The organism is Nocardia sp. NPDC004151 (assembly GCF_042874235.1).
Lineage (GTDB): Bacteria > Actinomycetota > Actinomycetes > Mycobacteriales > Mycobacteriaceae > Nocardia.
In genome coordinates this window covers 13,294-33,919 of record NZ_JBIAMR010000018.1, presented here as the reverse complement: position 1 = coordinate 33,919, position 20,626 = coordinate 13,294, and the positions used below count along the sequence as shown (strand labels likewise).

Annotated in this window: 20 protein-coding genes and 2 pseudogenes; 12 read left to right on the top strand and 10 right to left on the bottom strand. The window is 65.1% G+C overall.

The window, feature by feature from the left end:
* The first annotated feature begins 76 nt into the window (after positions 1 to 76).
* The 3 genes from ACFYTS_RS30720 (at position 77) to ACFYTS_RS30710 (ending at position 1,842) form a co-directional block, all read left to right on the top strand.
* Positions 77 to 412 (top strand): VOC family protein, encoded by a 336-nt coding sequence (locus tag ACFYTS_RS30720; RefSeq protein WP_357285568.1) that lies wholly within the window; start codon positions 77 to 79, stop codon positions 410 to 412.
* Positions 413 to 472: 60 nt separating this feature from the next.
* The gene (locus tag ACFYTS_RS30715; RefSeq protein WP_387309009.1) at positions 473 to 892 is read left to right on the top strand and encodes an SRPBCC family protein; all 420 of its coding nucleotides are present in this window, start codon (positions 473 to 475) and stop codon (positions 890 to 892) included.
* A gap of 266 nt (positions 893 to 1,158) precedes the next feature.
* Positions 1,159 to 1,842, top strand: a complete 684-nt coding sequence (locus ACFYTS_RS30710; protein ID WP_387309008.1) for an alpha/beta fold hydrolase — start codon at positions 1,159 to 1,161, stop codon at positions 1,840 to 1,842.
* Between the two features lie 108 nt (positions 1,843 to 1,950).
* On the opposite strand, the gene ACFYTS_RS30705 is transcribed toward ACFYTS_RS30710, so the two are convergent.
* On the bottom strand, positions 1,951 to 2,673 hold the full coding sequence (locus ACFYTS_RS30705; RefSeq protein ID WP_387309007.1) for a hypothetical protein: 723 nt from the start codon (positions 2,671 to 2,673) through the stop codon (positions 1,951 to 1,953).
* 104 nt (positions 2,674 to 2,777) lie between these two features.
* Positions 2,778 to 3,722, bottom strand: coding sequence for a DMT family transporter (locus ACFYTS_RS30700; protein WP_387309006.1), 945 nt, complete (start codon positions 3,720 to 3,722; stop codon positions 2,778 to 2,780).
* 103 nt (positions 3,723 to 3,825) lie between these two features.
* Here ACFYTS_RS30700 and ACFYTS_RS30695 point away from each other — a divergent pair, with 103 nt between their 5' ends.
* From ACFYTS_RS30695 to ACFYTS_RS30675, 5 genes are all read left to right on the top strand, one after another.
* The gene (locus ACFYTS_RS30695; RefSeq protein ID WP_387309005.1) at positions 3,826 to 4,749 is read left to right on the top strand and encodes a LysR substrate-binding domain-containing protein; all 924 of its coding nucleotides are present in this window, start codon (positions 3,826 to 3,828) and stop codon (positions 4,747 to 4,749) included.
* A gap of 169 nt (positions 4,750 to 4,918) precedes the next feature.
* Positions 4,919 to 6,559, top strand: coding sequence for a GMC family oxidoreductase (locus ACFYTS_RS30690; protein ID WP_387309004.1), 1,641 nt, complete (start codon positions 4,919 to 4,921; stop codon positions 6,557 to 6,559).
* A gap of 10 nt (positions 6,560 to 6,569) precedes the next feature.
* Positions 6,570 to 6,962 carry a hypothetical protein gene (locus ACFYTS_RS30685; RefSeq protein ID WP_357285587.1) on the top strand — a complete coding sequence of 131 codons (393 nt, stop codon included), beginning with the start codon at positions 6,570 to 6,572 and terminating at the stop codon, positions 6,960 to 6,962.
* 67 nt (positions 6,963 to 7,029) lie between these two features.
* A complete protein-coding gene (locus tag ACFYTS_RS30680) occupies positions 7,030 to 8,529 on the top strand; it encodes a purine-cytosine permease family protein (protein ID WP_387309003.1) in 1,500 nt (499 codons plus the stop codon).
* Complete coding sequence (locus tag ACFYTS_RS30675; RefSeq protein ID WP_387309002.1) at positions 8,516 to 10,018, top strand: aldehyde dehydrogenase family protein; 1,503 nt, start codon at positions 8,516 to 8,518, stop codon at positions 10,016 to 10,018. Before ACFYTS_RS30680 ends, ACFYTS_RS30675 begins: the two co-directional genes overlap by 14 nt.
* Positions 10,019 to 10,093: 75 nt before the next feature.
* Here ACFYTS_RS30675 and ACFYTS_RS30670 read toward each other — a convergent pair whose 3' ends face one another.
* Together ACFYTS_RS30670 and ACFYTS_RS30665 are read right to left on the bottom strand one after the other, a co-directional pair.
* Positions 10,094 to 13,576 carry a protein kinase gene (locus ACFYTS_RS30670; RefSeq protein ID WP_387309104.1) on the bottom strand — a complete coding sequence of 1,161 codons (3,483 nt, stop codon included), beginning with the start codon at positions 13,574 to 13,576 and terminating at the stop codon, positions 10,094 to 10,096.
* 26 nt (positions 13,577 to 13,602) lie between these two features.
* Positions 13,603 to 13,728 (bottom strand): annotated as a pseudogene (locus tag ACFYTS_RS30665) (transposase); the annotation flags it as partial.
* 684 nt (positions 13,729 to 14,412) lie between these two features.
* On the opposite strand from ACFYTS_RS30665, the gene ACFYTS_RS30660 reads away from it, so the two are divergent.
* From ACFYTS_RS30660 to ACFYTS_RS30650, 3 genes are all read left to right on the top strand, one after another.
* Complete coding sequence (locus ACFYTS_RS30660) at positions 14,413 to 14,610, top strand: hypothetical protein (protein WP_357285601.1); 198 nt, start codon at positions 14,413 to 14,415, stop codon at positions 14,608 to 14,610.
* 12 nt (positions 14,611 to 14,622) lie between these two features.
* Entirely contained in the window at positions 14,623 to 14,895 is a 273-nt protein-coding gene (locus ACFYTS_RS30655; protein ID WP_387309001.1) for a hypothetical protein, read from the top strand.
* A gap of 222 nt (positions 14,896 to 15,117) precedes the next feature.
* Positions 15,118 to 15,897, top strand: coding sequence for a BPL-N domain-containing protein (locus ACFYTS_RS30650; RefSeq protein ID WP_387309000.1), 780 nt, complete (start codon positions 15,118 to 15,120; stop codon positions 15,895 to 15,897).
* A 409-nt stretch (positions 15,898 to 16,306) separates the two neighbouring features.
* On the opposite strand, the gene ACFYTS_RS30645 is transcribed toward ACFYTS_RS30650, so the two are convergent.
* From ACFYTS_RS30645 to ACFYTS_RS30625, 5 genes and pseudogenes are all read right to left on the bottom strand, one after another.
* On the bottom strand, positions 16,307 to 17,233 hold the full coding sequence (locus tag ACFYTS_RS30645; protein ID WP_357285610.1) for an NAD-dependent epimerase/dehydratase family protein: 927 nt from the start codon (positions 17,231 to 17,233) through the stop codon (positions 16,307 to 16,309).
* The gene (locus ACFYTS_RS30640; RefSeq protein ID WP_387308999.1) at positions 17,230 to 17,601 is read right to left on the bottom strand and encodes a hypothetical protein; all 372 of its coding nucleotides are present in this window, start codon (positions 17,599 to 17,601) and stop codon (positions 17,230 to 17,232) included. Before ACFYTS_RS30640 ends, ACFYTS_RS30645 begins: the two co-directional genes overlap by 4 nt.
* 459 nt (positions 17,602 to 18,060) lie before the next feature.
* Positions 18,061 to 18,408, bottom strand: coding sequence for a DUF6463 family protein (locus ACFYTS_RS30635; protein WP_357285618.1), 348 nt, complete (start codon positions 18,406 to 18,408; stop codon positions 18,061 to 18,063).
* A 119-nt stretch (positions 18,409 to 18,527) separates the two neighbouring features.
* Positions 18,528 to 18,716, bottom strand: a pseudogene (locus ACFYTS_RS30630) (TetR family transcriptional regulator); the annotation flags it as partial.
* 117 nt (positions 18,717 to 18,833) lie between these two features.
* The gene (locus ACFYTS_RS30625) at positions 18,834 to 19,139 is read right to left on the bottom strand and encodes a hypothetical protein (RefSeq protein WP_387308998.1); all 306 of its coding nucleotides are present in this window, start codon (positions 19,137 to 19,139) and stop codon (positions 18,834 to 18,836) included.
* Positions 19,140 to 19,254: 115 nt separating this feature from the next.
* On the opposite strand from ACFYTS_RS30625, the gene ACFYTS_RS30620 reads away from it, so the two are divergent.
* Positions 19,255 to 19,803 carry a TetR/AcrR family transcriptional regulator gene (locus tag ACFYTS_RS30620; protein ID WP_387309103.1) on the top strand — a complete coding sequence of 183 codons (549 nt, stop codon included), beginning with the start codon at positions 19,255 to 19,257 and terminating at the stop codon, positions 19,801 to 19,803.
* Between the two features lie 204 nt (positions 19,804 to 20,007).
* On the opposite strand, the gene ACFYTS_RS30615 is transcribed toward ACFYTS_RS30620, so the two are convergent.
* Positions 20,008 to 20,553 carry a hypothetical protein gene (locus tag ACFYTS_RS30615; RefSeq protein WP_387308997.1) on the bottom strand — a complete coding sequence of 182 codons (546 nt, stop codon included), beginning with the start codon at positions 20,551 to 20,553 and terminating at the stop codon, positions 20,008 to 20,010.
* Between the last annotated feature and the right edge of the window lie 73 nt (positions 20,554 to 20,626).

Here is a 20,626-nt window from a genome sequence, read left to right as displayed (position 1 = left end):
CCTACCCGGCTAGTGGCCATGGTAGGTTACCTAACTGGCGTAACCGATACGTCAGTTAGATGAGAGGGGCTCGTTGGTGAGCGTCAGCATTGGCAACATCTGTATCGACACGAACAACCTGGAAGGCAGCACCGCCTTCTGGCAGGCGGTCACGGGGTACCAGGTCGCATCCTCGGATGGAGGCACCACCTACCTCGAGGACTCGAACAAGACCGGCGCCGGCCTGTCCTTGCAGGCCGTGCCCGAAGGCCGGGAGGGCAAGAATCGCCTGCACCTGGACCTGTTCACCGATGACCTGACGGGCGATGTCGACCGGATTCGGGCCCTCGGCGCGACCGAAGTGGGGCGTTTCGACGGGTGGGTCGTGCTGGCCGACCCCGAGGGCAACCAGTTCTGCGTCGTCGCCGCATAGACGCACCCGCCAACTTCGCGATCCCCGGATCCGTATCCCACCATCAGAGAAGAGACAGCTATGGCCTCCGTGCAGAAAGAGATCATCATCGACGCCGACCCCTCGGCCGTGTGGGCGATCATCGGTGACTTCACCGACGGGCCCCTCCGGATGGCGCCCGGCTTCGTCACCGACAGCCGGCTCGACGAAGCCGACGTCAGGGTCGTCACGCTCGCCGACGGAACCGTGGCGCGCGAGCGGCTCATCGCGCTCGACAACGAGCGGCGCCGGCTCGTCTTCTCGATCATCGGCGACACCATGCAACCGACACACGACAACGCGTCGATGCAAGTCTTCCCGCACGGGGACGGCCGCAGCCGGTTCATATGGATCCACGACACAAAACCCGACGACCTCACCATCGTGATGGGCGCCGTAATGGACCACGGCCTGAGCATCTTCAAGCAGACCATGGAATCCGCCAGCGAGCACCTCAGCTAGGTCACCGTGTCACCGCTGGCCGCGGTCCTTCCCCGGGGACTGCGGCCAGCGGTATTGCCGGACGAGGGTGCCCTACCGATCGACGGCAGGCCGGCCTTGCCCGGTCCGGCGACCAGCTGTACTCGCTTACTCGCGGCCAGTTTTCACGTTGGCACCGAAGCTGGGCCGGGAAGCCGGCGGCAGCTCCTCGGGCCCGACCCGGAAGCGGGCCTCCAACTCGAGGAGCATCAGCGACAACGCACCGACAGCCAAATACAGGAGCAACTATGACCGCCTCGCGGACAACGCCGATACTGTTCCTCAGCGGCGCAGGACTTCCAGCCTGGATCTGGGACGATGTTCGAAATTCGCTGCACGTCGAATCGGTCGTCGCGACCTACCCGCGGCGCGCGGACGCGACCCTGCGGGACTACGCCGACGCGGTTTTGGAACAGACACCCGGCCGCGTATTCACGATCGTGGCCCACTCGATCGGCGGGGTCGTGGCCAGTGAGATCACGGCCATCGCGCCAGAGCGGCTCGACGGCATCCTCGGCGTCGCGGCGTCGATGCCCGGCATCGGGAAGTCGTTCCTCGGTGCCATGCCAATGCCGCAGAAGCTCGTCATGGGTCTGATCATGCGGTTCGCGGGAACCAAGCCTCCCGAGAACGCGATCCGCTCCGGGGTGTGCGCGGGCCTCGGCGAGGCTGACACCTCGCGCATCGTCTCGCAGTTCGAGCCGGAATCGCAACACCTCTATCGGGACGGCGTGTCCGCGCGAACGTTTCCGGCGCGCCGCGGGTATGTCGTGACCTCGTCGGACCGGGTTATCCCCGCGGCCGATCAACGCAGGCACGCCACCGAGCTCGGCGCGGAGTTCCGTAGCGAACTGTCGACAGGTCACCTGCCGATGCTGCAGGACCCGGCATCGCTGGCACGTATCGTTGGTGAGTTCAAGACCGAGAGTTGAGCCGCCGAGGTTCAACCGACTCGCCCGACTTCTACTCCCATCAGAAGTGCCGTTTCGGTCGACATGAACCCGCGGCGGTTGAATAGGCGACCTCGCCAGTCACTACCCCTATTTCCGGGCAGCCCCGACCGGATAGTTCACTGCGACGATCCGATTCGGGGTGTCGTGGACAAGTGCACTGTTGTCGTCGGCGCCGCTCTTCGGATCGAGCGCAGGTTGCCGCGGCGAATGATCACGTTGCCCAGTCCGGTCGTCAGAAACGCGGCCGTTGTCAGGGGAGGTGAACTGATGGAAAAGAGCGTGCTGTGCCTGCGGATCTGTCAGACCGCCCTCGTCCGGCGCGGCCGCCAAAGCCCGCCGCCAGGCCGACTTGAGCGCCGCCTGCGTCTGCGACTTCGAAACCCAAACCCGTTCCGCCGCATAACCGCCGGAGAATGAGGAGAACCAGACGTGAGCACCCCGCCTGCTCAGCGCGAAATGTTCGCCAACGCCCGCGCTGCCGGGAGCTCGCTCACCGACGCCGGCGCGGACGTGCGCATCGCTGTCCTTCGTATGCCCCGGGAATGGGACAACGGCATCGACGAGTTCGCCGGCCTGCTCGACACGGCCATCGGCAAACAGTCCTGCTGAGCCGAAGGGCGGTTCCGCACGGCCCGGGATAACGGACCGAATCCGTGCAGCGGCGGCGGTTGCGGTCATGGTGGGCTCGGAACCGTCGACCCGCCATCCCACTTCGGTCATGCGCTCGGCGAGCAGCCGGACCTGCCCAGCCGTACGGAACGCCGACGCGCCGACCCGGCCGGCGAACGCCTGCTTGCCCGCCGATCTCATCGAGCGGATTCGGTTCCGGTGCAAGGTCGGGGTTCGCCTCGATCGGGCCAGGCAGCTCGTCCCCGATCGCGTTATCCTCCGCGTCCGCGACCAGCGGCGACCTTTCACCGAAATGCTGATACATCTTCCCCGCTATCGGGTTCACTCAGGGCAGGCCGGGAGCGTGTCACGACAATGCCAGTGACGACCGCGATGCCGCCGATAACAACATTCCAGCGGACAGCTTCCGACAGCAGCACTGCACCCAGAACGGTGGACCAGATCGGGACGACGTAGGTGATCGTCGAGGCGACCGCCGCCCCGGCGGAGGCGATCACCTGCATGTTGAGCACGAACGCGTAGCCCGTGCCGAACACGCCCAGCACGATCAGACCGACAGCGCCAGGCCACCCCGGCGCGGTCGGGACGTGACCGGCCAGCATGGCAAACAGGGTTAATTCCAGTGTGGCAGCGAGCGACTGGGTCAGCGATAGGACCGCTGGCGAACTCCCCGGCTTGGTAAGGAATCTGTGGGTGTAGGCGAATCCAGCGCCGTAGCAGAGGGTGGCGCCCAGACATACGACAATGCCGCCCACTGTGTCAGCGTCCATGCCCCGCCAGACTCCGAGCAGGCAAGCCACGCCTGCAAACCCGATCAGGACACCTTCGACCCGACGTCGGGTCAGTGGCTCGCCGGGGACCAGCAGGATGGTGAAGCCCATCGTCATGATCGGGGTCGTCGCGTTGATCAGGCCGGCCAGCACCGAGCTGATGTGTTGCTCGGCCAGCGCGAACAGGGTGAAGGGAATCGCGTTGACCAGCAAGGCGACCACAGCAGCATGGCCCCAAATCGACCGTGTGCGCGGTAGCGCCTCCCGACGCACCGCACACACGACGGTCAGCGCGAGCACGCCGAAGGCACACCGCCACAACGCGACCCACACCGAGGCGACACCCGCATCGACAGCGAGCTTGATGAGTGCGAAGCTGGCACCCCAAATCGCCGACAGCACAACAAACTTCGGCACCCAACTTGCCCTCGTTCTCGCTCTGGCTTCGACCAGGGTCATCGGAGGGGCCCCCTTCACGCGAGTCTTTCGGTCGCGTTTCAGTCTGCCGGTGAGCTATAGATGAGTCCAATGACATGAACTGGTCGAATCATGAGGAAGATTCATGGACATCTCACTCACACACCTCAAAACCCTGGTTGCGGTCGTGGACGCCGGCGGATTCGGCGCGGCCGCAGCCGAACTCGGCGTCAGCCAGTCCGCCGTATCGCACACCATCGCAGCGCTCGAGCGCCTCAGCGGGCAGCCTGTGGTGACGCGGGAGTTCCCTATCACCCCCACCGCCCTGGGCCAGGGCATTCTCGAGCACGCCCGGGTCGCGGTGGCGGCCGCCGCAGCCGCCCAGGACGTGCTGCGAGGCCGGACTGGCGTCCCTTCCGGTTCGATCACACTCGCGGCGCCGCCGACCGCTTGTCACGCCTTGCTTCCCGATCTCCTCAACGCCTGGGAGGTCGACCTGCCCCGGGTGAGAGTTGTTGTGCTGGAAGGTGAAGACGCCGAAGTGGCTGGGTGGATCGGTGATGCGACCGCGGATGCGGCGGTGCTCGTCGACCCGTCCGAAGCACCGACGCGAGCGGTACTGCTGGCGCGAGAGACATTCTGCGCGGCCATGAGAAGGGATCATCCGCTGGCCGCCGAGGCCGTCGTCGACATCGCCGACCTCACCGACGATCCGCTGCTGCTGTCGACGGGCGGCTGCGAGCCGCACATCCGGGAGTTGCACCGCCGTGCCCGTTCCGAATTCCGACCCACGCATCGGGTGCGCCAGCTGAGCACCTTGTTCTCCATGGTCAGGGCAGGAATCGGCGTGACCGTGGTACCCGAGTCCGCTGCGGGCATGGAAGGCGACGACCTGGTCTTGATTCCGATCAAACACAATCTCGAACGGTCCCTGTACCTTTGCGGCCCCTCCGATCGGCCATGGCACCCGGCTGTCGCCCACATGGTGGACACAGCACGTTCTCGAACCAGGTCGGCGCAGCAACCACCATCGTCTCGACATCAGTCGTCAAGGCAGGTTCGATATTGACGTTGCGCTCTGGTGATCTGCCGCCTCGATGTCGCGTTACGTGCGCATTTCATCCCCTTGTGCATTTGCACAACACAGGTTCGCCGATTTGTTGTGGATCGATGCTGGCGGGCGAGGTGTGACCTATGCATCATTGCTCTTGGGCTGACCAGGAGCACAGCCGAGGAACATGAACACACGGCACATCGACTACGACACCGCCGAAGGAGCCGACGTCCTCATCGTGGGCGCCGGAGCATCCGGCGGGGTGGCGGCACTCGAGTTGGCCGGCAGAGGCCTCGAGGTCGTGTGTCTGGAGCAGGGAGAATGGAACCTGCCCGACGACTTCACCGGCGACAAACCGTCGTGGGCGCTCACCCGTCTGAAGCAGTGGAACTCCAGCCCGAATGTGCGTCAGAACCCGGCCGACTATCCGGTCGATGCCACCGAGAGCCCGGTCGAACCGCTGATGTTCAACGGGGTCGGCGGTAGCACGATCCTGTTCTCCGGGCACTGGGTTCGCGCGATGCCGTCGGACTTCCGGGTCAAGACACTCGACGGCGTGGCCGAGGACTGGCCGTTCACCTATGAGGATCTGCGACCGTTCTACGACGAGGTCACCCACCATATCGGCGCGTCCGGGCTGGAAGGCGACCCCGCCTATCCGGATCCGCACACCTTTCCGCTGCCACCGCTGCCGATCGGCAAGTACGGGCTGGTCGCGGCCAAAGGGATGGACAAGCTGGGCTGGCACTGGTGGCCGGCACCGAATGCCATCGCGTCGCGCGACTTCAAGAACCGCCCGGCCTGCCTGCGCTACGGCGCGTGTGAATCCGGATGTCCAACCGGAGCCAAGGCCAGCACCGACCTCACACACTGGCGTGACGCGATCGCGCTGGGTGCGGTGCTGATCACCGGTGCCCGGGTCAGCCGGCTCACCGTGAACGACCGCGGACTTGTCACCGGCGCCGAGTACGTCGACCGCGACGGGAACCTGCGACACCTGGCGGCCCGGGTTACCGTGATGGCCGCGAACGGTGTCGGCACACCGCGCCTGCTGCTGAACTCGACCTCGTCGCTTTTCCCCGACGGCCTCGCCAACTCCTCCGGGCTGGTGGGCAAGCGTCTGATGACGCACCCGTACGCCTCGGTATTCGGTGCCTACGACGAAGACCTCGAAACCTGGCTCGGCCCGGCAGGACAGGCGCTGCAGTCGATGCAATTCTACGAGACCGACACCGGCCGTGGTTTCGTGCGGGGAGCGAAGTGGAACCTGATGCCGACCGGTGGCCCGCTCGCCCACGTCCTGTGGGAGCGGGGCCAGGACTGGCGTGGGAGTTTCGGGCCCGCCTTCCACAGCCGCCTCGAGCGCACGTTCGGGCGCTACACCGAATGGGGGATCACCACCGAAGACCTGCCCGACGAGCACAACGCGGTCATGCTCGCCGCGGATGTCACGGACTCCGACGGGATCCCGGCCGCGAAAATCCGCTACACCATCGGTAAGAACTGTGAGCGAATGCTCGAATTCAACGTGGAGCGGGCGATCGAGGCGCATCAGGCCGCCGGGGCTGTCGAAGTCCACCCGATCCCAGTGGTGCGCCACAGCGCATGGCATCTGCTCGGCACGGCCACCATGGGCACCGACCCCGCCGCCTCCGTCGTCGATCAGTGGGGTCGGGCACACGACGTACCCAATTTGTTCGTCATCGACGGCAGCGTTTTCGTCACATCCACGGGCGTGAACCCGACCGCGACCATCATGGCGATTGCGCTGCGCTCGATGCGGCACCTCGCCGACACCCGCCACAGCATCCCGACCGCGTTCTAAGGACAGCATGATGTTCGATTCCGACCAGCGACGCACCTTCGCACTTCTCGCCGACACACTGATTCCCGCGTCCGGCTCCATGCCCTCGGCGAGCGCCGCCGGAGTACCCGGCGCGTTGCTCGACCAGGTTCTCGGCTACCGGCCCGATATCGCAGAGGCGTTCGCCGCCGCCGTCGCATCGGGTACTGACAAGGACCCCGAAGCCGCTCTCGATGAGCTCGCCGTGCACAGGCCCGAGCAGTTCGAGGCGCTGACGGTGCTGACGGCGGGCGCGTACTTCCTCAGTCCCGCCGTAAAGGCCGCCATGCCCTATGCCGCGGCACCGCGTCCGGCCCGTGACGACATGGATTCCTACGCCGATCTTCTCGCCGACGTTGTCGAGCGCGGCTTCGTCATCCGCTGATCGAACCTGTCGCGGCCGAAACCGCACTCCCCGAACCTGCTCCGGGGTCCTGCGAAAGGCAACACCAGTGAGTGAAAATCGCAGCGGTCGTGAGGAATCCGTCTCCACCATCGAATCGGCCACCATCCAGCCGATCCCAGCCGATCAGCGCCACGGGCGCAACCGGGACATGTTCACAATCTGGTTCGGAACCAACATCATGATCCTGGCGATCGTCACCGGGGCGTTGTCGACGACCCGCTTCGGGCAGCCCGCCTGGTCGGCCGCGCTGGCGATCATCGCAGGAAACCTCTTCGGTGCGATCTTCATGGCGCTGCACTCTGCTCAGGGGCCCAGGCTGGGTGTTCCACAGATGGTGCAGACCAAGGGCCAATTCGGTTCGCTGGGATCGATTCTCATCGTCGGCGTCGTCGTCTGCATGTACATGGGGTTCTTCATCTCGATTCTTGTCTTCGGCGGGCAGTCCCTCGCGTCGGCGATACCCTTCCTGAGCGGTAGGGCCGGCATCGTGGTGCTCGCGGCGATCAGCGTCTGCGCGGCCATCTGGGGTTACACCCTGATCCACGCCTACGCGCGCATCATGACGTGGGCGTCGGGGCTGGTTCTGCTGATGGCGTTCGTCTGGGCGTTCGTCGTCCACTCGGTGCCCGCTCACTTCTTGAGCACGGGCACTGCGACGCCGGCCGGCTTCATGAGCACCTTCGGGGCGTGTGCGGTGTGGCAGATCGCCTATGCCCCATACGTTTCCGATTATTCGCGCTACCTGCCGGCAAAGACGGGCTCGAGGCCGGCATTCTGGATGAGCTACTGGGGCACCAGTATCGGCTCGATCCTGCCGATGGTCCTCGGGGCAGGCATCGGATTGCTGCTCCCCCACACCGACCCGGTTGTCGCCCTGACCGAGGCTACCGCAGGGATCAGCGTCGTGGTGGTTGTGGTCTTCAGCGTCGGAGTCGCCGCTACGAACGCGATGAACCTGTACTGCGGCACGCTGTGCACGATCACGATTGCGCAGACGATCTTTCCGCGCTTCAATCCACGCGGGCGCGAACGTGCTCTGGTCGCCACCGGACTGTGCGCGCTGGCCGCGAGTGTCGCGCTCACCGGGGGCAGCGACTTCGTCGCAACTTACAAGAACTTCCTGGTTCTGCTGCTGGGTTCGCTGGTGCCGTGGACCGCCGTGAATCTGGTGGACTACTACCTGGTCCGGCATGGGGACTACGTCGTCGAGGATTTCTACAAGCGCGACGGCGGTCGCTACGGCCGGGTCAACTGGCCTGCGGTCGGCTGCTACCTCATCGGTGTCGCTGTACAACTCCCGTTCATGATCATCGGAACCGCCTTCCTCGGACCGATCGCCAAAATGCTCGGCAACACGGATATCTCGCTCATCGTCGGATTGGCTGTCGTTTCACCGCTCTACTACTTCACAGCCACAGCTCTTGCCCGCCGCAGGAATCGTTCCGCCGCACTTGACGCCTCGGCGACGCGGCCGAAACGAAGAACCTATCTACAGGCGCCGGGCCGGGCGCAGAAAGTACAGGCGAATAATCATGGCATCAACTGAAATTGGGCGATTCACCGTTCGGCGCCCATCTCCGGATCAGATCCCGGTCGCTGACGTGCCGCCCGCAGGCCACTTCATCCGCGGATCGTTTGTCCAGGGCTCGTCCACGGACGTCATCGACATCCTCGATCCGACCACGGAAGAGATCCTCGGATCCGTCCCGGCAGGAACCATCGAAGATGTCGATTCGGCCGTGGAGGCGGCCGTCGAGGCTCAAAGATCGTGGGGCTGCACCACACCGCGGGAACGATCCGAGGTGCTCTCCCGGATCGCGGACATCGTAGAAGCCAACCGCGAAGCACTCGCAGTGCTCGAGTCCGCGAATACCGGCAAACCCCGCAGCATCGCCGAGGACGATGTCTCCAACACCATGGACACGTTCCGGTTCATGGCGGGGGCGGGGCGGACAATGACTTCCCTGGCCGGTGGAGACTATGCACGGGGACACACCTCGGTCATTCTCCGCGAACCGGTGGGAGTGGTCGGGGTGATCACGCCCTGGAACTATCCGCTGCTGATGGCCGCCTGGAAGATCGGCGCCATTCTTGCCGCCGGAAACAGCGTGGTACTCAAGCCCGCCGAACAGACGCCGCTGTCGGTACTGAAACTGGCCGAGCTCATCGCCGGGCACATCCCCGACGGAACCGTCAATATCGTGACCGGCCTTGGCGGGACAGTAGGACAGCGCCTGGCCGAACACCCCGACATCGCACTTGTCGCGGTGACGGGAAGCGTTCTCAGTGGCCGGGCAGTCGCAGAAACCGCCTCACGTTCGGTCAAACGCGTCCACCTCGAACTCGGCGGCAAAGCACCCGTCGTCGTCTTCGCCGACGCCGACCTCGGTGCGGCCGCGGCCGGAGTGCGCAACGCCGGATTCTTCAATGCGGGCCAGGACTGCGGCGCAGCCTGCCGGGTACTGGTGCACGAATCGGTGGCGGAAGAGTTCACCCAACTCCTGGTTCGGGAAGTCGGCAGCCTTGTAGTCGGCGCGCCGGCTGCCGGGGACGACGTCGAAATCGGCCCTATGGTTTCCCGCCCACACTTCGAGCGCGTCCGAAAGTCGTTGGCCGAGGCGACGGCGGCCGGCCTGCACGCGGCGATCGGCGGCGCGGTGCTGGACGGCCCCGGCTACTTCATCGAACCGACTGTGTTCAGCGCGGTGCCGGCCGGGGCGCCGATCACCCAGCAGGAAATCTTCGGCCCCGTCGTCACAGTCGAATCGTTCAGCACGACCGACGAGGCGGTTGCGAGGGCCAACGAGACACCGTATGGCCTCTCGGCGTCGGTATGGACGCGGGATGCGGGCCTCTCTCTGAGCGTGCCCAAGCGGCTCGACTTCGGCACTGTCTGGGTCAACTCTCACCTCGTGTTCGCATGCGAGGTGCCATGGGGCGGGTTCAAGGGATCAGGCTACGGCCGCGACCTCTCGCTCTACGCGCTCGACGACTTCTCCCGGACCAAACACGTCATGATCAACCACAGCGCATGAGCCCTGGATACGAGGTGGGAAGTCACTGCATCGCCGGCCGGCGCGACGCAGCGCCCAAACATGGATCATGTGAACTCAGGATGGTCCTGCACCTGCTCCGACCCACCTCGCGATCTGAGCCCGCGAGGTGAAACCCAGCTTCGTCAGGATGTGCTCGACGTGCCCCTGGGCAGTGCGCTGTGAGATCATCAATCGACCAGCGATTGCGCTGTTGGTGAGGCCTTCGGCTACCAGTTCGGCGACCTGCTGCTCACGTTTGGTGAGGACCGACGCCGTTCGGTCGGCGAGCGATGGGGGGTCTTCTTCGAGGCCGAAGGCAGCGGCCGCGGCGAAACTCATCGCACCGCCCTTCGCCCGGGTTTTTTCGAATTCTCGCGTTCCGAGAATCTCCTGTGCGCGGCGCTCGCAGGCCTCGTGATAGGTGGCCAGGTTGGGGAACAGGATGGAGGAGCTACCGGCGGCCCGGCCCCGTGCTTCGGCAGCACCCATCAACACGCAGGCGCGGCGGACATCGTCGCGATCCGACGCGATCCATGCGAGAGCTTCCAAACTGGTCGCGGCGATGAGCGGATCATCTACCGAGCGTGCATGACGAAGGCTCTCCTGCAACAGGTCGGTGGCCCGGTCGAGCGCACCCTGCCTCCAGACGGCCGTACCCATCGCCCACAACAGCCAGGAGCGAAACGACGTCTCTCCTCCGCGAGAGTCGGCGAATGCCAGCGTCTGCTCGTGACAGGCGACCGCGCGCCGGAGATCCCCACTGAGTTGGTATGCCCACCCCAGCAACAGGGAAGAGTCCATTCGCAATACGGGATCGCTACAGCCTGCGGCCAGTTCTCCGGCCTGCTCCAGGCGGGCGACTGCATGGCCGAGATCGTCGCCGACAAGCGCGGTGTAACCGTCCGCAACCGCCTCCCACACGGCGATCTCCGGGTCGGCCATCTGCCTGGCCAGCCCCCTGAGTTCCGCCACCCGTGCCTTCGCCGCGGCAAGGTCCGCCTGAGCCGCGGCAAGCATCCCGGCCGAGTAGAGCGCCTTGGCGCGATCTCGACCGTGTCCACCGGCCGAGTGGGCCAAAGTACGGTCGAGCCAGCTGCGGCCCTCGGTGATTCGGCCACCCATGTACCAGAACGAGAACAGAGCTGCTGCAATCCTCATGCCGCCGGTACCGGCCTCGTCGAACTCCATTGCCTTGCGCAGATTCGGCAGTTCCCGCTTCAGGCGAGAATCCCACTCGAGTTGGCGGGGACTGATCCACTCGGCCTCCGCGTCGAACGCCAACCGCTCGTACCAATCCCGATGCCGGCGACCGATCTCCCGGTCCTCACCTGCCTCCTCGAGCTTTCTCCTGCCGTAGTTCTGCACCGTGTCGAGCATCCGAAACCTGACCACGCCACCGGATTCCTCCCGGATCAGGATCGACTTCTCCACCAACGCGAACAATGCATCGAGCAGGTCGGGGTCGGGTGTGGCGGTGCCGCACACCTGTTCGGCTGCGTCGAGGTCGAAGCTGTGAGCGAAGATCGACAGTTGCCACCACAGCTGCTGCTCGCGTGGCGTGCACAGGTCGTAACTCCAGCCGATGCACCACCACAGTGTCTGCTGGCGCGTCGGGACATCCCGATTGCCCGCTGTGAGCAGGGTGTACCGGTCATCGAGCCGTCGGAGAATCTGATCGGCGGACAGCACGCGCAGCCGGGCCGTGGCCAGCTCGATCGCCAATGGCAACCCGTCCAGCCGGGCACAGATCCGGGCTACGGCAAGCCGGTTGTTTCGGGTCAGCTCGAACCCGGGCACTACCGCCGCCGCTCGTTCGACGAACAATTCCACCGCATCGTATCGGGACGCTTCTCCCAGCGTGGGCATGCTGGACGGATCCGGGAAACCCAGTGGCGTCACCGGCAACACGGATTCGCCGCCGATTCCGAGGACCTCGCGGCTGGTGGCCAAGATCGACAGGTCCACGCAGGCACGCAGTAGCGACTCCGCGAGGTCCGCGACCGCCCCCACCAGGTGCTCGCAGTTGTCGAGCACCAGCAAAATTTTGCGTGTCGACAGAAACTCGACCAGTACCTCCCTCGTCAGCCTGCCGGCCAGGTTCTGCACGCCTACGGACGTAGCCACAATGTCGTCCACTAACTCGGGGTCGTCGATGTCGCCGAACTCGACCAGTCGCACCCCGTCTGCGTAACCGCGGCACAACTTGCTCGCCGCCCGCGACGCGAGCCGCGTCTTGCCGACCCCACCGATGCCCGTCAGCGTAACCAAACGCGATTCCGACAGCGCCTTCTTCACCTCGGACAGTTGTGCCTTCCGACCGACAAAGCTTGTCAGTTCCAACGGAAGGGCACCCGTATCCCCGCTGCGACGGCACGGTCCCCGCGCCGGTACGTGGGCTTCCTGCACGTTGTCGGGTTCACCGCGGATGGTCATCTCATCGACGGCGTAACCATGGTCGCGCTGGATCCGTTGGAGCTGCTTACCGAGGGCGAGGGCGGAGGGGCGCTGCGACGGATCGCGGTCCATCGCGGTCTCGATTGCCGCGCACACATCGGCGGGGATCCCGCCCGTGCGCAGATCCGGCACCGGATCGGTGGTGATCCGAAGAAACTGCGCAACGACCTGTTCCCCACTCCGGCGTTCGAAAGCGGCATGTCCGGTGAGCGCACAGAACAACGTGCTTCCCAGCCCGTACACATCCGATGCCGGACCGGGCGGATGGCCGTCGAGAACCTCGGGAGCAGCGAAAGCCGGCGACGCCATGACCGTTCTAGCTGCGGTCTCGAATCCACCGGCGATACGGGCGACTCCGAAATCGCACAACGCCGGCTCCCCGTATTCGGTGAACAGGATATTCGCCGGTTTGACGTCACGATGCACGATACTGAGCCGGTGCGCCGTCTCGAGCGCCCCGGCCACCTTGATCCCGAGCCGCAGCGCCTCGTCCACAGAAAGTGGACCGTCCCTGCGGATCCGGTCCTCGAGAGATCCGCGCTCGTGGCACTGCATCACCAAATACGGTCTCCCAGAAGAGATCTCGCCGATCTGCAAAACCCCGACGATGTTCGGGTGGCCGGTCAGCCGCCCCATCGCGCGCTGCTCCCGCAGAAATCGCGCTCTGCTTTCCTCGTCCGGTTCAGCGGTGGTGAGCACCTTCACCGCGACGACGCGATCCAGGTCGCGCTGGGTGCAGCGGCAGACCACGCCGAACCCGCCCCGCCCGATCTCCTCGGCGTCCTCGAACCCCACCGAACTCAGCTCCGCGACTGGCGGAGCCGCCATATCCATATCCCGGTGTTTTCTGAGGGGGTCATCCTCGACCATGTGGGTCACCTGCGATTCACGCCCCCGGAACTCCGATAGTAGTCCGCTGTGCTGCCGAAGTTCCCGATCCGGTGGATCCGGTGGCACCGACCGGCCGCGGGCGACGGCGACGTTGGCGATCACGGGGCGTTTGTGGTGGGCAGTGAACTGTTCCCACTGGTGGTGCAGGCGATGGTTGCCGGCGTGCCCGCAGGCGCGGGCCGCGGCGAGCACCAGCGCCCAGCGCGCACCCATGGTGGCGGTGGGACTGCGGTAGGTCCTGCGGTGGTGCCAGGCGGCCTTGAAAGCAGGCGGCGGGCATGGCTGTTGCCGGTCTTGGTGATCGATCCCTGCGATCGGGTGGTGCCGGAGGAGTATTCGGTGGGCACCAAACCCAGGTAAGCACCGATGGTCTTGCCGGTGAAGCGATCTCGTAACCGACGGTCAGCGAGGGCTGCGTGGCGTGGGCGCCGCCGACGGGCTGCATGGGGGGGCGATCTTGAGCGCGAAATCGCCCAGCGCGAACTGGGACCGTGACTGCTGCCCCACCAGGACCCGGCCCCGGGCGACCATCTGCCGGTACTGGCGCTGTGTGACTTTCCCGATCTTGGCCGGCATCGTGATCATCTCCGACATCACCGACCCTGTCCCCACCTCCAGCTGGCGAACCCCGCAATCGGCGCAGGTCGTGATGTGAGATGCGAGCGTATAACTTCTGACTCACCCATGGTGACCCTCCGAGACAACCAGACGCCATGCCGCATCAAAGACGATTTGACCATTTCAGGGGCTATTTTCTCGATATCGGCAAACCGTTCGGAACTGGTGTCACCGTGACGTGTTCGACGAACGGTTACGCCACGCGCGGGTTCGACACCGCGGCGAGCAGTACACCGTCGACGTGCGCCGGTCCAGGCCCGCGATCCACTGCTGGCCGCATTCAGGACACCGAGCCCGGAGCCCGGACGTGGCACCGATGGTGGGTACCCGTGAGCGTGTCCGCTTCACCCACCGCCAGTGCCGGGCACGGCACGACGCCGAACAGTAGACCGCGTCACCACGCACGGACTCCGCCAACGCTGCCCGCACCCGTGACAGTAGCGACCGGCCTCCGCGGGGCTGGACGCGCCAAACCTGCCGACGAGCTGATCGGCCTGGTCTACTCCGTGACCCCCAAGTACCAATTCGTGGACCCTGATGCGGCCGGTCTGCCGTGGTACCAGCGCCCCGCCCTGCTGGCGGGCATCGCGCTGACGGGCGTCGTTGTGTTGAACATCGTCGTGGGATGAGGAACTGACACAATGCTTTTCGATATCCGAACCATCGTCGCTGGACTGCTCGGCTGCTACGGAGTGACCCTCATCGTGACCGCCGCCCTGCACGACACCGACGCCGACCACCTGCGCTCCGGCGGGTGGAACATCAACCAGTGGACCGGACTGGGCATGCTGGCCGCCGCGGTCGTCTTCATGACATGGACTCTCGCACGCCCAATCCGTACTCCGGAACAGGCCCCAGCCGCCCCAAGACACGATCGAAGCCATCGACGCCAACGCAGGCGAGACCAGCGGTAGGGGCGGGCATCCCGCGCGGGCAGAAATGCCGCGCTCGAATCCCGCTGCGTGGCTTCCATGGCGGGATGCATCGCTCACGACGTCGTGCTTGCCGATTGGGTTTTCGAGTGTGTCACGACCGGCGGCGTACGGGTGGGGTTTCGGGTGTGGAGGCGAAGGGGAGCCGGGATGCCGGACGCATCCTCACAGTTTTCTCATAGGTGGAACAGCAGAATTCGTTTCGTGAGGTCGAAATCAGTGTCAGGGCAATGGCGCACTCTGCTTGCGCTGGCGGTGGCCGCCGCGTGCCCGCTCGCCGGGTGCGCGGCGGAACCCGACCTCGATACACCCGCCATCCAGGGTCTTCCCGTGGCCTTGGTGTATCGGGGCCCAGCGTCCTGCGACGGATGTTCGGAGGCTGCGGCGGACCTGCTGGCTCGCTCGGGTCGGTTCACCGTGAAATTCACCGGTCCTGATTCGGAGCTGCCCCTCGACGGCCGAACGCTGGCAGCCGCTTCGGTGTACCTGCAACCCGGCGGAGGTGACGATGTCGCCCACGCCCGCCGCCAGATGGACCCCTACGCTTCCGCGATCACCGACTCTGTCCGATCCGGTGGCCGCTACCTCGGCATCTGCATGGGTGGCTACCTCGCCGGCACCGTCAACGGTTTCGGTCTGTGGCCAGGCGAGGTCGAACAGTACTCGGACTCACCGGGCGCCGAGATCCACAGCACCGCCGACACCGTGGCCACCGTGGCCTGGCGAAACCACAACCAGCAGATGTACTTCCAGGACGGCCCGTTCTTCGCCGTCCCGGATTCGGCTGATCCGCCCCAGATCCTGGCACGCTACCGCAACGGCGCCGCCGCAGCAGTGGTCGCGCCGTCGGGCAAGGGGCGGATCGCGCTGGTCGGGCCGCACCCGGAGGCATCCGAATCCTGGTATGCCGAACATCATCTCGACAGCACCGCTGCCGATAACTGCCCGGGCCTGGACCTGATCACCGCGCTGATGAGCCGGTGAACCCGATCTCCGGCACGCTGGTGGGAAACCTGCGGACGCAAGAGCCAGCGACTGCAGACCGCCGCCGGACTCTCTCGATCTGAACTCCGGCTGAATGTGCCTGTCGCGCAGGCCGGTATGGGTGGGGAATCGCAAGTGGTCGCCTCGCTGCTGCCGTGTTGTCCAGCATGCCGGGCTTGCGCGTCGGCACCGGGCCGAACAAGGAGCCCGCGAAGTCGCGGTCTGTGCAGTGCCTGGGGCCTTTCGTCGGGATCGGTCTTCCGGGTGTCGAGCGGTCCCCTGCGGGGTTGGACCTGGGGCAAGGGACCGTCTCTGCCTCACCCCTCGTACGTATGCCATCGGCAGTCAACTTGCGAACCCGTCTGCTCGGCCGGTTTTGCCTTATCATCGACACTTTCCGAATCAGTACTCAGCCCCAATCGATAGCCGAAAGTCCCTCGTGACAGGACGGGAATCGAGGCGACCAATCCAGCTCGCGTTTGGCCTTTTCATTGGATAGGCGAATGCGGGTGCTCACCATCAGCGCATGCATATACGGGGCGGCTCGCAACAGCCACGACGGTATTCGACGCGGTTCCTGGGCGGCGGCCGCTCGGGCGATGGCTCGGATGTATTCGTCGAAGCCGAGCGGGTGGTCGTCGGAAATGTTGTACGACTCTCCGCCGCGCCCCCTCTCGAGGGCCGCGACGGTCGCCGCCGCGGCATCGGCGATATGGATGGGCGATGTCACACCCGCTGGTCGCGGGACCGGCAGTAGACGCTTACGTGTCATGTCCGCGAGGGTGTAGGTGCTGACCTCCGGACCGTAGAACAGACCATAGCGTAGGGCTATGCCGTCCATCCCTGGTGCGGAGAGCACTTGGTTCTCGTTGGAGAGCATCGAACGCAGGTGCCGGTCGAAAGCGTCGTTTGCGGGTACACCGAAGGGGGCGTCTTCGGTGATTGGATCATCACCGTGGTCGCGGTAACCATAACCGAGAAAGAATGATTGGGTGACGAACCGGTGCGCACCGACCACTTCGGCCGCCCGCAGTAGATGCGTGGTGCCCACATCGCGCAGGGCGTTGGTCGTATAGAGATGGCGATGCGCAGTCGGGGTCCGTGTGAGCGCGGTGGCTTCGTGAATCACCGCGTCGGCCGCACGGCCTTCGAGAGCCGTCAGCAATCCACGTTGGTCCATGATGTCAGCGAGTACCGGTTCGGCTCCGGCCGCGGCCAGCCGTCCGGCTCCGATCTCGCTCCGGCACAATCCGATGACCGTGTGCCCGGCGGCAATCAGTTGCGACACCAGTTCACTGCCCAGTGTTCCGGTAGCGCCCGCTAGCAAGACCTTCATCGGGTGGCCTCCATTCGCCGTGCCCGCAGGGCCTGCAGACGAATGACCAGTGCGGCGGCGGCGAGTGCCGACACCAGTCCGAGCATCCAGAAGTCGGAGTCGTTGCCACCGAGATCGCGGTCCAGCGCATGGTTGATCGCGTGGAAGGAATTGGCGAACACGAACCCCGTCAGCGTGACCGCGAGTGCGTCGCGCCACCACAGTGCGCATAGCAGCATCAGCCCGATGCCGATTTGGAAAACACCGGCGTCGTGCAGAAAGTGCACATGGTTGGGCCAGTTCGCCCAGTCGGCGAATCCAGCCGGATCAACCCGCATCCAGACGCCGAATCCCACCATCGTCGTCGCGGCCGACACCGTCGCGGTCACAACGAGACCGTTCGCGCGAACGTACCGAGCACTTGTCATCGCGTCACCTCCGGTGACCTCGGACCTTCTGGGACGTGCCTGACGGATACCGGCATCGTCGCTACCCTCCTCTTTTGTCATCGCTCTCCAAAACAGATTTGAGCACTTACTCCAGTGCAGTGAAGGACGCCGAAATATGATGCGCGCCACCATGTTCGATGCTTGAAGACCAGCTCTGTGCGGCAGTGGTTGGTCGAATCGCGGTGATCGGCAGGGTCTTTCTGATGCCATGGTGCCGCATCGATCAGTGTGGTGCCGTGGTCATCGAACCCCTTGGGGTAGGGCAACCGAACGACGCGGGTGATCTTGATAGCTCGGTGTTCGGTGGCACTGCACCATACCGGTCGGTGACCGCGTGGAACTTGCTGGCGCACATGAGTTGACTGTGGGGCCGTGCTGGGTCGGGCTGGACTCGGCTCATCAAGCTGGGACTGCGGCGTTGCGGCGATGGCGGATCCATCCACGGACGCCGACGGCCAGAGGTGCCAGGACCGCGAGAAACCCCGAGACGGGCTCGCATGCGAGGCCGAACAGGGTGAGCACCGCGATTGCGGCGAGGATCGGCGCCGGCACGTAGCCTCTGGTTCGCTCAATCTCGATCACGGAAATACCGAAGCAGACAGCGGCGACACCGAACGCGGTGAACCAGAAGGAGAACTCGGCCGTTTCGTCGCCAACCACCCACATGACACCTCCGAGCGCAGTGTGAACCGATCCAATGAAGCTGAGCAGGCCGCCCGTCAGCGAGAATCCAGTTTTTGAATCCACATTCCTGAACCTTTCCTTAGCTGTATTGGAGACCCCGACGATCGTGGTGAGCTAGAGCAGTCAGCGAGATCCTGGCCCTCCGCCTTGCTATCGGGCTGTGGCTGCGCGCCCTGACCCGTTCCGGAAAGCGCCCTGCCCCGTTCCGGAAAGCGGTGGTACACAGATCCGTTGGACGCGCCAGCCGCCCGCGCTACCGCAGACATGGTGACCGCTGCCGGACCCGACTCGGCCAGTGGAGTCGCTCGCGGCAGCGCCGCGCGGGCGATCCGAGCTATTTTTGGCCGGCCTACCCATATTGTGGAAACCATGCTCCAATTCGCTTGGAGACACACGCGGAAGCAGAGGTGGCGTCGGCCCATGGTGTCCGCGGTTGTCAGCTCGTGGATCCAGTCACTGCAGCTCGGTGTGGGCGATGTCGGGGAACCTCATCGCGTCAACTGGAACTGGCGCAGCAGCGTGTGGATTTCGCGGGGGCGCTGCTCACGCTCATCGAAGGCGACGACCGGGCCCAGACCGCGCGCCGCGGCCATGGCCGCTTGCAACGCTTCCTGGGACTCGAAATGGCAGGCGGTGACGACCGAGTCGCCATCGGGCGTTGCGGTGGTCCAGCATCCTCCTGACAAGAATCCCGGCGTCGACCGCATGACATCGCCCATCTGGCGTGTCCTGTCGATGAATTCCTCGAAATGCTCAGCCCTGGGGTAGTGGAAGGCGATGAATCCGATGGACATCGTGGACTTTTCCTCTCGTTCGAGGGAACTCACTTGTTATACGGTTGCGTATAAGAGAAATTAGCCCTGATATACGGCGGCGTATAGTGTGGAGGTGGGTGAGAGGAGTCACAGCATGGGCGTGGCCCGTACCCCACGCGAGGCGTGGATCGAGCAGGGGTTGCAGACGTTGGCGACCAGCGGTGTCGAAGCGGTACGTGTCGAGGTTCTGGCCAAGTCACTGGGAGTGACCAAGGGCGGGTTCTACGGCTATTTCGGCGATCGTGACGCTCTGCTGGAAGCGATGTTGGACGCCTGGGAGGGCGAATGCGTCGACGATGTGCTCGACCGCGTCCAACGAGAATCCGACCCACGCGACAGGATCGTTCTAGCCGGACGGCTAACTCTGTCCAGCGAGCGTCTGCTGGCGCTCGACCTCGCGATTCGTGATTGGGCGCGACGAGACGAGTCGGTGTTCGCGCGCCTGCAGCGCGTCGACAACCGGCGCATGGAACTGTTGCGGAAGATGATCGGCACCTTCTGCTCCGATCCGGACGAGGTCGAGGCCCGAAGCCTGCTCGCCTTCTGCCTGGCTATCGGCAACCAGTTCCTGGCCGCCGACCACGAGGGCCGCACTCGCGACGAGGTCCGCGCCCGTGCGTCGGCCATCGTGCTCGACCGGTGAAGCGGTCGGCGGCGGCTTAGTGAACGGTAGCGGGATCGCACCAGCTCGCCGCTGAGCGCGACTTTTCACGGATTTGGGCAGAGCGTCGGGTCCAGCCGGGCGAAACACGTTGCCACACAACCTTCTACCGAATCTCAGGGTGTGAGCTCTCGCCTAGTACGACTTTTCACGTCACTGGACCCCACATGCCAACTCGCTCATCACCTAAAACCATACGGGTGCAAGCCGAGCCGTTTCACACGACAAGCCGCCATCGTTCGCGCCGCGCGAGCACATCACCCGCCCGCACAGCGCAGGCGGGGGGGTACGGCGCGGGTGTCGGGCCTTATCGCGGTCCGGCTCAGGCGGGTTGCCCCACTCGACGACGAATCGGCGCGGGTGGGCGGCGTGGAGTTCGGTCACCGCGGCGGCGTCGGCGTAGGTATCGGCGATCCCAGCGCACTGGTAGCGCACGTAGGCGGCGGTGAGTTGGTGATCGGCGCTGGTGGGCCAGTGCTGGTGGATCCGGTCGGGGATTACCGCGTAATCGGTGGTGCGGGCGAAGATTTCAGGCCCGGCCGGTACGCGGCGAATCTCGATGTCAGCGCGGATAACATCGGCGGCCCCGCCCATCGCGGCCAACATCGGGGCGAGTTCGGGATAGCGGGTACACAGCTCGGCATCAATCGCGAGCAGACTGCGTAGGCGGTTGACCTGGGTGCACAGCACGCGCAGTTCGGCCAACCGGCTTGCGGGCGCGTTAGCCGGCATCAGATTCTCCGAGCCGCCAATCCTGGTCCGGCTCACTCAATCTGATGTCTCCTGCTAACGGCCCGGTACGTTG